General features: G+C 36.0%; 11 protein-coding genes and 1 tRNA gene. 5 read left to right on the forward strand and 7 right to left on the reverse strand.

The genetic code is table 11. The annotated features are described in order from the left end of the window. Positions 1-133 precede the first annotated feature (133 nt). Both polA and ABWU29_RS01290 read left to right on the forward strand, forming a co-directional pair. The gene (polA, locus tag ABWU29_RS01285) at positions 134-2,710 is read left to right on the forward strand and encodes a DNA polymerase I (protein WP_353280069.1); all 2,577 of its coding nucleotides are present in this window, start codon (positions 134-136) and stop codon (positions 2,708-2,710) included. 50 nt (positions 2,711-2,760) lie between these two features. Then, complete coding sequence (locus ABWU29_RS01290; RefSeq protein WP_015589322.1) at positions 2,761-3,783, forward strand: hypothetical protein; 1,023 nt, start codon at positions 2,761-2,763, stop codon at positions 3,781-3,783. A 36-nt stretch (positions 3,784-3,819) separates the two neighbouring features. On the opposite strand, the gene ABWU29_RS01295 is transcribed toward ABWU29_RS01290, so the two are convergent. The 4 genes from ABWU29_RS01295 to ABWU29_RS01310 form a co-directional block, all read right to left on the reverse strand. Further along, positions 3,820-4,599, reverse strand: coding sequence for an exodeoxyribonuclease III (locus ABWU29_RS01295; RefSeq protein WP_141456649.1), 780 nt, complete (start codon positions 4,597-4,599; stop codon positions 3,820-3,822). After that, positions 4,599-5,306, reverse strand: a complete 708-nt coding sequence (locus ABWU29_RS01300) for a uroporphyrinogen-III synthase (RefSeq protein ID WP_141456650.1) — start codon at positions 5,304-5,306, stop codon at positions 4,599-4,601. The genes ABWU29_RS01295 and ABWU29_RS01300 overlap by 1 nt, the downstream gene beginning before the upstream one ends. Positions 5,307-5,550: 244 nt before the next feature. Further along, positions 5,551-6,042 carry a hypothetical protein gene (locus ABWU29_RS01305; RefSeq protein WP_015589319.1) on the reverse strand — a complete coding sequence of 164 codons (492 nt, stop codon included), beginning with the start codon at positions 6,040-6,042 and terminating at the stop codon, positions 5,551-5,553. A 70-nt stretch (positions 6,043-6,112) separates the two neighbouring features. Next, a tRNA-Leu gene (locus ABWU29_RS01310) sits at positions 6,113-6,197 on the reverse strand. 62 nt (positions 6,198-6,259) lie between these two features. On the opposite strand from ABWU29_RS01310, the gene tldD reads away from it, so the two are divergent. The 3 genes from tldD to ABWU29_RS01325 all read left to right on the forward strand — a co-directional run bounded on the left by tldD (position 6,260) and on the right by ABWU29_RS01325 (position 9,212). Continuing rightward, on the forward strand, positions 6,260-7,678 hold the full coding sequence (gene tldD, locus ABWU29_RS01315; protein ID WP_141456651.1) for a metalloprotease TldD: 1,419 nt from the start codon (positions 6,260-6,262) through the stop codon (positions 7,676-7,678). A gap of 55 nt (positions 7,679-7,733) precedes the next feature. Beyond that, a complete protein-coding gene (locus tag ABWU29_RS01320) occupies positions 7,734-7,874 on the forward strand; it encodes a hypothetical protein (RefSeq protein WP_153296798.1) in 141 nt (46 codons plus the stop codon). Positions 7,875-7,964: 90 nt separating this feature from the next. Further along, entirely contained in the window at positions 7,965-9,212 is a 1,248-nt protein-coding gene (locus ABWU29_RS01325; RefSeq protein ID WP_015589317.1) for an IscS subfamily cysteine desulfurase, read from the forward strand. 34 nt (positions 9,213-9,246) lie between these two features. On the opposite strand, the gene ABWU29_RS01330 is transcribed toward ABWU29_RS01325, so the two are convergent. The 3 genes from ABWU29_RS01330 to ABWU29_RS01340 form a co-directional block, all read right to left on the reverse strand. Then, positions 9,247-10,158 (reverse strand): Rpn family recombination-promoting nuclease/putative transposase, encoded by a 912-nt coding sequence (locus tag ABWU29_RS01330; protein ID WP_285520336.1) that lies wholly within the window; start codon positions 10,156-10,158, stop codon positions 9,247-9,249. Positions 10,159-10,442: 284 nt separating this feature from the next. Further along, positions 10,443-11,606, reverse strand: coding sequence for a 1-deoxy-D-xylulose-5-phosphate reductoisomerase (gene dxr, locus ABWU29_RS01335; protein ID WP_015589315.1), 1,164 nt, complete (start codon positions 11,604-11,606; stop codon positions 10,443-10,445). Positions 11,607-11,688: 82 nt separating this feature from the next. After that, entirely contained in the window at positions 11,689-12,186 is a 498-nt protein-coding gene (locus tag ABWU29_RS01340) for a hypothetical protein (protein ID WP_007548965.1), read from the reverse strand. Positions 12,187-12,426 lie beyond the last annotated feature (240 nt).

Raw genomic sequence — 12,426 nt, forward strand, 5'->3', positions numbered from 1 at the left:
GGTCATATGTGTACATCCCCATCATGAATGCTATTTTCGGTAAAATCTCTTACAACGCTCAAAAGCAGAAAAACAAAAACTTGATTTTCTCAGCTAAATAGTGGACCATCAAAAGCACGCATAAATATCTACAATGAAAGAAAAAACTTTCACAATCATCGATGGCTATGGTTTTCTTTTCAGAGCTTACTATGTACTACCTCACTTAATTACCACAACAGGAATGCCAATAGGTGGTGTATATGGCTTTCTGAATATGGTTCTTAAGTACATTGCCCATTCGGACTATTTAACTATAGCACTTGATGCAGGAAAAAAGAATTTTAGGCACGATTTATATCCTGAGTACAAAGCGAACAGAGTAACGCCTCCTGAGGATCTAACTCCACAGTTTACCATACTGAGAGAAGCGGTAGAAGCTTTTAACCTCAGCTATGAAGAGATTGAAGGTTATGAAGCAGATGATATAATCGCAACACTAGCTGCAAAATACGCCAACCACCAAGACTTTAAAGTGGTAGTCGTTTCATCAGATAAAGATTTATTTCAACTCTTGAACCACAATATTTTAATATTCGACCCCATTAAAAATATATATATAGATGAAAAACAAGTAATAGGAAAATTTGGTGTAAACTCACACAAGCTTCTTGATTTATTTTCTCTAACTGGTGATGCATCTGACAACATTCCAGGCGTTCCGGGAATAGGTCCGAAGACTGCAGCTAAATTACTAGATGAATTTGATTCATTGAATAATATTATAGAGAACATTGATAATATCGAGCAAACGAGGATTCGTAATATTCTCACCGAACATAAGGAAAAAGCTCTAATTTCAAGAGAACTTTTATCACTATGCGAAAAAGTAGACCTTCAACATGATATTGCAAAATATGAAGTCCATTCTCCAAATATGGAAAAACTATTATCCTTTTTAAAGAAGTATGAATTCAATTCTTTAATAGGTAAAATGGAAAAGCTTTTTTCCTATAATGGGTCTAGCACAAAAGAGAAAATAGAATATAGTAGTGAAGAGTTAGAGAAATTTTTGGAGCATTGTAGATATGAAGGCAGAATTGCAATTCATTGCCACTTTGAAGACAACTTATTAAATAAAATTTCCTTATCTTATAGCGAAAGTAATATTTTTTATATAGAGCAAGACAGCATACAAGATGCACTTATTACAATTAACTCAACTTTACTCTCAAATGGAGTGCTTAAAATAATACATAACATTAAAGAGATCAGGAAAATCTTCCCTGCAATAGAGAAGATGTTAGATTCAGTTGATGATTTGATGATAATGTCGTATAGCTTGGATACAGGAAAGCATGATCACAGTATTCCAAACATAGTTGCACATAATTTGAGTGGAGATGTAGAAATTTTCTCGGCAAAAACTTTAATAGCAATTCGCGAAAAGCTAAAGCAAAGGTTGTTTCAGGAAAAATTGTTCACAATTTACGAGCGCTTCGATAAGCCACTTATGAAAGTAATATTTGATATGGAGAAAAATGGGATATTACTGAACATACAAAAATTACAGGAATTGTCCGATAAATTTCAGCAGGTAATTGCCGTGCTTGAAGATGAGATATATAACTTAGCAGGGGAAAGATTTAATATTGCGTCGCCAAAACAATTAAGTGATGTTTTATTTAATAAAATGGGGCTTAATAAAAAGAAAAAGTCAAAAAAATCTGGATCGTATAGCACCAATTATGAAGTTCTAGAGGCACTCGAAGAAGAAGGGGTAGAAATCGCAAGTAAAATCTTAAATTGGCGACATTTAAGTAAATTAAAAGGCACCTACACTGATGCGCTAATAAAGCAAGTTGATTCCATTGATGGTAGAATACACACAAGCTTTTCAACGACTGCAACTGCAACTGGAAGGCTGAGCTCCAGCAATCCTAATTTACAGAATATTCCTATCAGAAGCGAAGAGGGAAATCTTATCAGACAAGCATTTATTGCGCCAAAAGGGCATAAGATAATTTCTGCTGACTATTCACAAATAGAATTGAGACTCCTGGCACACGTTGCAAACGTTGCAGCATTTAAAGAAGCTTTTGCAAACGGACAAGATATTCATGAGATCACCGCTAGGCAAGTTTTTGGAGTGCAAGAAATAGATGAGCAATTAAGACGCAAAGCAAAATCCATCAATTTTGGAATTATATATGGCATTAGCCCATTTGGTCTTGCAAAGCGGCTTGGAATTACCATTGCGGAAGCTGCTGAATACATTAATTACTATTTTTCCTGTTACCCAGAAATAAAGGCCTATATGGAAAAAGCAGTGTCTATCGCAAGATTGCATGGTTATGTAGAAACTTTGTTTGGCAGAAGATGCTTTGTAAGAGACATAAACAATACAATTCCTTATATAAGACAATTTGCAGAAAGGGCAGCAATAAACGCACCACTGCAAGGAACCGCTGCTGATATAATAAAACGTGCGACAATTCAGCTTTTTGATCAATTGAAAGTAGGTAAAATAATCCTCCAGGTTCACGATGAACTACTGGTTGAAGTAGAAGACGAAAAGGTGCAAGAAACAGCAAAACTTGTGAAAAATATAATGGAAGGTGTAGTAGAAATTTCTATACCACTTGAAGTAGAAATAAAAGTTGGCGACAACTGGGCTCTTAATTATGACTTAAACATGGCGGATTCTAAGAGTATAGATTATTTGAATTAATATGAAAAATATGCTACAATTGAAGTATAGTAAATGTGAGTAACTCAGTTATGACAAAAATATTAACTCCACAAACAAAGAATTTGGAACCTTCAAATCAGGTAACTAACAAAGATGAGAAAATTTTTGAAAAAGAGGAACATCAGGTAATCTATGATTACTTTGTAAAAGTATTAGAAGGTAAAGCCGAATTAAAGGAGAACAAAGAAATAACTGATTATTTTATATCAGCTTATAAGGACATACTACTTAATAATGTCAATCCAAAAGATATAAAACCACTCAGTGAAGAGAATTTTTCTCAGTTTTTACTTTCCGTATTTGAGAAAATTAGAGAGAAAAAATTAGCTAATGAGGAGAATCTCAAGAATGGTAAAATAAAAGAAGTAGTAGATGACTGTGTAGCTGATATACGCGGTACAGAAGCTAAAGATTCATCCATAAAGTTTGTATTGGAAATGCTGCTGCTGCTAATTGGAGGGATCAAAATAGACCCGAAAAATATTTCTGGCTCCTTTATGGATGGGATGAAAGAAAAAATACCATTCTTAGGTAAAGACAAGAAAGAAGAGGATGAACCACCACTCAGTGATGAAGAGATGGTAACAACGTTCTTAAGCAAGATCTTTTTTCCTGTCCTTCTTTCCACTATTCCAATGTTAATTTTTGGTCCTACTACACTCGGAGTAGTTCTTACTGCTATCGGCACAATATTTGCCATAAAAGGAGGAGTGGAGGTTCTTTTTTCAAATAACAAAAAAGGTACTTTGTATGACCCTAGCTCACAAGATAAAGATGATACAGAAAAGAGAGCAAAACTGAATGGAAAAATTCTCGAGGGCATTGATGATATTTTAAAAACCCCAGTTACAGAAGTTGAGAAAGGCACCTCTGTTTCTGAACAAATTTCCCAAGGAAAAGAAAAGAGTGAACAACAACCTGTTCCTGAGCAAATTTCCCAGGAAAACAACAGGGGAAACGAAGAAAGCAAACAGCAAGATCAACCTTGGACAAGAAAGGAAAACAAACGAAGGGAAGAAAACACAAGCAACAAACAAGCAGGGATTACCTAAGTTTGCCAAAAAGTGAGTTGTGTAAGAGGTCTACTATTATTCTATAGCACATACAACAGGAGTATGGTCAGACGGATTTTCTAGCTTACGCAATCTATCATCTATGTAGCATGTTTCCAATTTATCTACAGCTTGTGGTGATAACAGCATATAATCTATTCGCATTCCTTGATTATTTCTGAGTGAATTGCCTTGATAATGCCACCAAGTGAATTGTTGCAAATTTGGGTGAGATATTCTAAACGCATCTTTAAACCCAAGATTCAAGATCGCTCTTAACTTCTCACGTTCTCTTATATGAAAGCACACTTGGCCATTCAATAAGTTTGAATCAAAGACATCAATTTCATCCGGTGCAACATTATAATCGCCAGCTATAATAGTTAACTCTTCATTCTTTAACAAAGTGCTCATCCTTTCATATAGATTATCAAAAAACTTGAGTTTATATTCAAATGCTTGAGAGTCCGGGCTTTGACCGTTTGGAACGTATACACTTCCTACCCTTACCTTATGATTGGTGTGTTTTATCACACACTCTATATAACGTGCTTCTTGATGACTTTCCACAATGTCAATTTTAAACTTCTCCAGTATCGGATATTTAGATAAGACACAAACGCCATTTCTTGCAACTTGTCCATAGATAGCATATTCATATCCTAACTTTTCTATCTCTGCGTAAGGAAATTGCTCTTCTGTACATTTTATCTCTTGCAGCAAAATTATATCTACCTGACTATCAACTATAAAACTACAAAGTTGGTTAACTCTTTTGCGTATAGAGTTTACGTTCCAAGTTGCAATCTTTAGCATCAACAATCCTTATTAATTATATCAATTAAACTCTCCCCAGTAGGCAACCTCGATGTTATAATTTTTTTCCATTTGATTAACTTTAAACTATCAGCAATGTTTTTACTCATGGTATATGCAGTTATATTGCTCATCACATGAGATAGCCCACTTTTTAGAACTAATGAACAAAATACCCTTGCTGTCTGTGAGGAAAAAAAAGCAACACTATCAATTTTACCATCCAACAGCAAATTTTTACACCTATTAGTTAGACTCCTTTTAATAATTGTTTTATAGAGTACAACTTCTCTTATGTTAAAATCTTCTTCAGATAATCTCTTTTTTAGATCACATGATACTTCTTGTCCCCTTATATACAAGAACTTTATTGCGTTTGAATAATGAGCTTTTATGAATGATATCAGACCATCAACGTTGCTGTCTGCTGAGATTATATCAGAAAATCCCAAATTTTTTGCAGCCTGCATGGTTGAATTACCAACTGTAATAATCGGAAAGTCATCCTCTTTGCATATTTGACTAAGAGCCTTTACACTGTTTTTACTTGTAGATATCACAACGTCAAATTCGTACGCAGATATATCAGGATTTAAGTACTTTATTGTGAATACTGGTTCTATAAAAACTTTGTATCCATACTTTCTCAATATATTTCTTGTATTGAACGAGTCCAATAAAGGCCTCGTTAATAAAATAGACTTCATTCTGATTTATTTCACTACTAGTAAAATAGTACCCTTTATACACAAATTACTGAATAAAAACTTTTATTTTGATAGCTTGAGCAATTATTCAAGTAATTGATGTGGAAGTAGGAGTACTAAGCGCTCCTACCCCAATAAGCCCACAATTTCTGCTTACACTTTTTTGACGCTAATTACATCGAACTCTTTTGAATGGCTCTCTTCAGTGGAATTATATAGCTAATATTCCTGTATAAGTTAATACTTAAGCTGCTTTTGCAGTTAGGGAGTGGTCATCAGTAGGTTTTTTTGCCTGTGGTTCGCTAATCCTAGTCCGAACGATATTAGTTGCCATAAAGGCACAGCCTAGAATAAAAAAGGCAGTGGAAACAAAAGGAATGATAGGAGATTCAAAGGGCAATATAGGTGTAATTCCTCCTATTAAAAACAAAACGTTAGATGTAATATCAAGACAGATCTTCGTTAGTTTTTCTTGTCCAGGAGTGTTTTCTACACCAAGCTGCTTATTAAGATCACGCTGCCTAAAATGATCAGCTAATGACCATATGTTTAAGGTAGATGAAAGTACACTTAATATAGTGCAGGCAATACTAAAATACAGACTTAAGACAGGAATATTCAAGACCAATGCCGCTATGTATCCAATGAAAGAGATAGTAGATAGTGTAGTAACTAAGCGTTTCGAGTAAGTTCGTACCTTCTTTCTGCAGGCTAACTTATTTTTTTCACTATACATAGCATGAATATTACCTAATATGTTATATTATAACATTAATTAATTCAATAAGCAATATGGAAGCTAAGAGTGCCCGAGAGAAGACTTGAACTTCCACAACTTAAAAAGTTACTAGCACCTGAAGCTAGCGCGTCTACCAATTCCGCCACCCGGGCTTTTTATAGTTTACTATGTTAAAGTTAAATAATATACTTAAACAATTTTTAGTTCAAAGGTAATGCCAAATCTAGATCAAATATTTTTTGCTCAAAACAATGTTAATATTAATAACGTATATAAAATAGTCAATAACGCTTTGAGCAATAGCGATGGTGGTGAGCTGTTTCTAGAATTTTGCCAGTCGGAGTCCCTGGTTTTTGAGGATAACATATTAAAACACATGGACTTGAATACTAGAAGGGGATTTGGTTTAAGGTCTTTTTGTGAAGATAGTACATCTTTCGTTTGTTCTTCTGAGATCAGCGAAAAAGAAATTAGTAATGCTGCTTCTATGGTAAAAAGCTCAGTGTCTTTAAACAAGACAAATTCAATAAATTTAAACGAAGAGACAAAAAGCCTATATTCGAGGATTAACCCTATAAATGAAATGGATCTGAATTCAAAGATTAAGCTACTCAATGAGGTTAATGAGTATGTAAGGTCCAAAAATAACTGCGTGAAGCAAGTAAAAATAACTCTAAGTGGAGAATGGCAAGTTGTACAAATAATAAAGGGTGATCACAGATTAAGCGATATCAGGCCTCTGGTACGTTTTAATGTGCTAGTCATTGTAGAAAAAGATGGCCGTACCGAAAGAGGTTCTGCAGGGCATGGTGGAAGGGACTCTTATAGTAAGTTTATTTCTGAGAAAAAGTGGAAAGAAGTTGCAAACCAAGCGTTAGAACAAGCACTGGTAAATCTTGAAGCAATTCCAACTCCAGCCGGAGAAATGACAGTCGTTTTAGGTCCAGGCTGGCCAGGAATATTGTTACACGAAGCCGTGGGTCATGGACTTGAGGGCGACTTCAATCGCAAAAAAGTCTCAGCATTTTCAAATTCTGTGGGTAAACAAGTAGCAGCTAGTGACATCACAGTAGTTGATGACGGAACTCTGCCCAATTTGCGCGGCTCTATCAGCGTAGACGATGAAGGCACTCCACCCAGTTATAATATATTGATAGAGGATGGGATCCTAAAAGGATACATGCAGGATCATATGAACGCTAAACTCATGGGTGTAAGCCCAACTGGTAATGGTAGAAGAGAAAGTTATAAAGAAGTTATTATGCCGCGCATGACAAACACCTATATGTTGCCCGGAAAGTATACACCGAAGGAAATAATATCTAGCGTAAAGAAAGGTCTATATGCAGTAAATTTCGGTGGTGGGCAGGTTGATATAACGTCAGGAAAATTTGTTTTTTCATCTTCGGAAGCTTACCTAATAGAAAATGGCAAAATTACACAGCCAGTAAAAGGAGCAACACTAATTGGTGACGGTCAAACAGTGTTGAAAAAAGTATCTATGGTTGGTAATGACTTAAAGTTAGATCCTGGTGTTGGCACATGCTCGAAAGATGGACAAAATGTGCCCGTTGGAGTTGGTCAGCCGACACTCAAAGTCGACGCAATAACTGTTGGTGGAACTGAGATATAGATAAGGGCTAAAACGGATTCCAGCGCACGGCGCACAGCTGTACAAACATTATGATTTGGAAGCAATTGCCACCAATAGGGTGTCATCCCAGTGTCTGGGCACTGCCTTTGTGTTTGAGGCAAAACTGGCTATAACATTTAACACACTGCTTTCGCAAATAAATGTTCGTACAGTTATGTGTCAGCTACTTGGATGACACTTTTGTACTTGATGCAAGATTATATCTTGAAAAAATTAAGTTTTAATGCTATAAAATAATTTTAAATTTTGTCTCCGTGGTAGCTTTATGAATGTTGAAAGTAAAAAAATACACGATGCTAAAATAAAATTACCAATATTTCTTGATTATCAATCTACTACTAAAGTAGATCCCCGTGTTTTAGAGGTGATGATACCTTACTTTGGTGAGTTCAGTAATGCACACTCTCGCAGCCATTCATTTGGTTGGACTGCTGAAGAAGCAGTGGAAAAAGCAAGGAAACACATCGCTGATCTGGTGAACGCAGATAGCAAAGAAATTATCTTTACCTCAGGTGCAACTGAGTCAAATAATACGGCAATCAAGGGCGTTGCTCACTTTTATAAAAATAAAGGAAATCATATAATAACTGTCTGCACGGAGCATAAGTGTGTTCTGGATTCTTGTCGGCATCTGGAAAATGAAGGCTTTAAAGTTACATATTTGCCTGTTAAGCAAAACGGAATTATAGATTTATTAAAGCTTGAGGAAGCAATTACTGATAAAACAATCCTGGTTTCAGTGATGATGGTAAATAATGAAATCGGAGTAATTCAGCCTGTAAAGGAGATTGGTGAAATATGCAGGAAGCGTAATATATTTTTCCACACAGATGCAGCTCAAAGCTTTGGAAAAGTTCCAATTGATGTTAATGAGATGTGCATTGATCTTATGAGTCTCTCTAGCCACAAAATTTATGGGCCTATGGGAATAGGTGCATTATATGTCCGTAGAAAGAATCCTCGTGTTAGGCTGATACCACTAATTAGTGGTGGTGGACAGGAAAGAGGCATGCGTTCTGGAACAGTTCCAACACCTCTTGCAGTTGGTTTTGGTGAAGCGGCACGTATTGCTAAAGAAGAAATGAAAAAAGAAACAACTAGAGTGGAAGAATTAAGGGATATTTTGTATAACAAGATAAAAGAAGCGTTTCCTGATATCGTTTTAAATGGTGATTATGAAAATAGAATTCCTGGCAACCTAAACTTGAGCTTTCCCTATGTTGAGGGTGAGTCTCTCATCATGGCAATCAAGGATTTAGCAGTAAGTTCTGGTTCTGCGTGCACGTCTGCGTCTCTTGAGCCTTCCTATGTCGTACGGTCGCTAAATAATGGCCATGACCTTGAGCATTCATCAATTAGATTTGGCCTAGGCCGATTTACAACTAAAGAAGAAGTTTTGTATGCAGCAGATCTTGTTGCTAAAAATGTTGGCCGACTGAGAGAAATGAGCCCACTTTGGGAGATGGTACAAGAAGGAGTAGATTTGAACACCGTGAAATGGGACTCTCATTAAATGTATCCGTTCCAACTGCAAATGCACTTTGAAATTACTCTGTACCGTTCACACTTAATTCTTCAATCTCACTAATAGAAAGGCCAGTAAACTTGACAATAGTGTTAACATCAACATTATTAGCCAGCATTGCTTTTGCGACTTCGATTTTCCCTTCAATTTTGCCTTCAATTTTGCCTTCCTCTTTACCAATTTTTTTGCCTTTTTCAGTAGCAAGATCAAGTCTGTATTCAAGAATGGCTTCTTCTTTCCGTAGATCCATTATTCTTTCTTCGTAAGCTACTAAATCTTTTTCATTCCAGCTAAACCTGTCTAATTCATCGTAGGCTAACTTTATTATTGGTGCTTTTTCTGCTATTTTCCTTAAGTCTTCTTCCGTAGTTTCATCTGCATATTTGAAGAAAAATAACCAACGATCCACTATGCTTTCTAGCTGTTCTTCCTTATTCTTAGGAAATTTAGGTAGTTCAATAAATACAAATTGAAAATCTTTTAAGTCATGCTCATTGGTTTTCTCGTCTCTTATAGTGTGGCTGGATATATAATCAAGCTTATCAGGAAATAAATTACAATTAGAGATAGCAATAAAGAAAACCTTCTTTAAATCAATGTACTTACCAGATTTATCAGCTTGCCTTGAGTAAGCCTTAGCAGCATATAGTTGAGCTCGTTTTTCGAAGCCTTTATCGCGAGTAAGCTGCATTTCAATCACATACCTGGCCCCACTAGAATCCCTGCAAAGAACATCAACTATACTTTGTTTATCAGATGCAATTTCAGGATCCATTATAGTACTGAGGAATTCCACTTCTTGTATAGTATTTATCTCAGTAAACCCTAAAATATCATTCAAAAAATGTATGAGAATATTCTTATTTTTTTCAGTGCCAAAGATTCTTTTAAAGGTTAAATCCAGCTTAGGGTCGAGAAACTTAGATAAAGCCATAGCCAAAGTGCTTAAAAATATTAATAATTATACACTATTATTAACAATTATTCAACCATATTTTTGAAGATAGCTATGCCGCCGCGAACCGTCATACCGCCGCGGTATCTCTAGATCCCGCTAACAAGCAGCGGGATGACGAATTACTTAACCGTCATACCACCGCGAACCGTCATACCGCCGCGGTATCTCGGCATAGATTCCGCTAACTAGTAGCGGAATGACGATTGTGTATCGTGCTTTGCTAAAAAAAAAATCACAGAATGCAGTCTGGTTACATTACTCTAGCTATACGCAACAACTTTACTTTCAACAATTTTGTGAGCAATAATACGACTTTCACAATCAATATTTATTATATCAGATAGTGAATTAATATCAGTATAACTATCAAAACTTTCCATTGTTGATTCCACTACTTCTACTATTTTTAAAAAGCCGATTCGTGACTTCAAAAATTCATTAACAGCTATTTCATTTGCAGCATTGAGCACAATACTGTTTGTTTGTGGAGCAGAAGAGTTTAACACTGCCATGCTAAGCTTTAGCGCAGGAAAACGCTTATGGTCTGGTTCTTGAAAGGTCAATTTTCCTTGCTTTGTTAAATCTAATTTACGATTTAAAGCTGATCTTTCCGGCCAAGACAAAGCATATGAAATGGGAATTGCCATGTCAGTCTCTGCAAGCACAGCAAAGTTGAACCCATCCTTATAAGTTACAATTCCATGTACTATTGACTCAGGATGCACTATTGCTTCAATTTTATCCGGGCTGATGTTAAACAAGTTATGTGCTTCTATTATCTCTAGTGCCTTATTCATCATTGTTGCGCTATCAATCGAGATTTTCTTTCCCATATTCCAAGTGGGGTGACTAAGCGCCTGATCTACTATGACATTTCTTAATTGCTCAGAACTATAATTTAAGAATGGTCCACCAGAAGCAGTAAGTATGATCTTTTCTATGCATTTGTCGTCATTTTGCAAAATTTGAAAAATTGCGTTGTGCTCAGAGTCAATAGAGATTATTTGTACGTTTTTTTCTTTAGCTTTTTTAAGTAATAACTTTCCACCGCAAACAATGCTTTCTTTGTTTGCCAATGCAATGACTTTGGTACCGCTTTCTATAACCTCCATAACTGGCTCAAGGCCTGCAATGCCAACTATTGCAACAACTGAGAGATCAACAGGTATGGTAGCAATATTTGTAGCACCAATTGCTATTTTTACATCTGTACCAAGTAGATTTTCTTTTAAATCTTTGTAAAGCCTTTCATCGGAGATAGCAACATATTTTGCATTTAGCAGTTTTGCTTGGTGTGCCAGTAGAGCAAAGTTCGAATGGGCACTTAGTGCTTCCACTTGGTATTCTTCTTTTCTCTTTGAGAGCAAATCTACAGTCTTTTTTCCAACACTTCCTGTTGACCCTAAAACTGAAACCTTTTTCACTAAGACAAACTCATGTTAATTATAACAACAGCAACTTTTCTTATTAGGCCTTCTCGCATACTATTCAGCAGTTTTTAAGCGTTTAACCAAGTTCATGTCCGTGGTCATCGCCAACAGATGGTGAAGGACCAGGTGAAAAAGATTGACCATGGTGATCACCTGCATCATGCATGTCTTGCAAACCATCAGCATTATGAGCTATTTCGTTATTGGCATGAGGGTAATCATCTGAGTGATGTCCATCATCACCATGAGCCATATCCATTCCTTCTGATGGCATATCTTCCCCACCTCCACCTGAAAAATATTCTGCAAGGCCTTCAAGAAATTTTATGCCAAACATATTACCTGATTTTCCAAACAGCGTTACTAGACTACTACCACTCACCAAACCTTCAAACACGTTACTATAAGCAGCAATTGCTCCTTCATGAAAGTTGAACAACCATTTCATTCCATCCACGACTGTTGAAACAGAGTCACTATGACCAAGACCAAAACCACTTTTCTCACCAGCAGCCTCTTGGTGTTGCTGCTGCGCTTGCCATTCTGCAATATTTGGACCTTGAGCTTCACTCATAAATTTTTACTCTCAACCTTAAGCTATTATTTTATCACAAATATTGCAAAATATCAATAGAGCTTTTGAATATAGCTAATACAAACAATTTCTGTCATCCTATATATAGCTAAACTGACTTACGACAATTTGAAAAACGACAAATTCGTCATTCCGCTACTAGTTAGCGGAATCTATGCCGAGATACCGCGAATGAATCGCGGTATGACGTGTTAGCTATAGGATCCAGTTTGAAAAAAA

This window comes from Wolbachia endosymbiont (group A) of Phasia obesa (genome assembly GCF_964028125.1).
GTDB lineage: Bacteria > Pseudomonadota > Alphaproteobacteria > Rickettsiales > Anaplasmataceae > Wolbachia > Wolbachia pipientis.

Coding starts and splice junctions, on each gene's coding strand:
- polA (WP_353280069.1), top strand. CDS start 134: ATGAAAGAAAAAACTTTCACAATCATCGATGGCTATGGTTTTCTTTTC.
- ABWU29_RS01290 (WP_015589322.1), top strand. CDS start 2,761: ATGACAAAAATATTAACTCCACAAACAAAGAATTTGGAACCTTCAAAT.
- ABWU29_RS01295 (WP_141456649.1), bottom strand. CDS start 4,599: ATGCTAAAGATTGCAACTTGGAACGTAAACTCTATACGCAAAAGAGTT.
- ABWU29_RS01300 (WP_141456650.1), bottom strand. CDS start 5,306: ATGAAGTCTATTTTATTAACGAGGCCTTTATTGGACTCGTTCAATACA.
- ABWU29_RS01305 (WP_015589319.1), bottom strand. CDS start 6,042: ATGTATAGTGAAAAAAATAAGTTAGCCTGCAGAAAGAAGGTACGAACT.
- tldD (WP_141456651.1), top strand. CDS start 6,260: ATGCCAAATCTAGATCAAATATTTTTTGCTCAAAACAATGTTAATATT.
- ABWU29_RS01325 (WP_015589317.1), top strand. CDS start 7,965: ATGAATGTTGAAAGTAAAAAAATACACGATGCTAAAATAAAATTACCA.
- ABWU29_RS01330 (WP_285520336.1), bottom strand. CDS start 10,158: ATGGCTTTATCTAAGTTTCTCGACCCTAAGCTGGATTTAACCTTTAAA.
- ABWU29_RS01340 (WP_007548965.1), bottom strand. CDS start 12,186: ATGAGTGAAGCTCAAGGTCCAAATATTGCAGAATGGCAAGCGCAGCAG.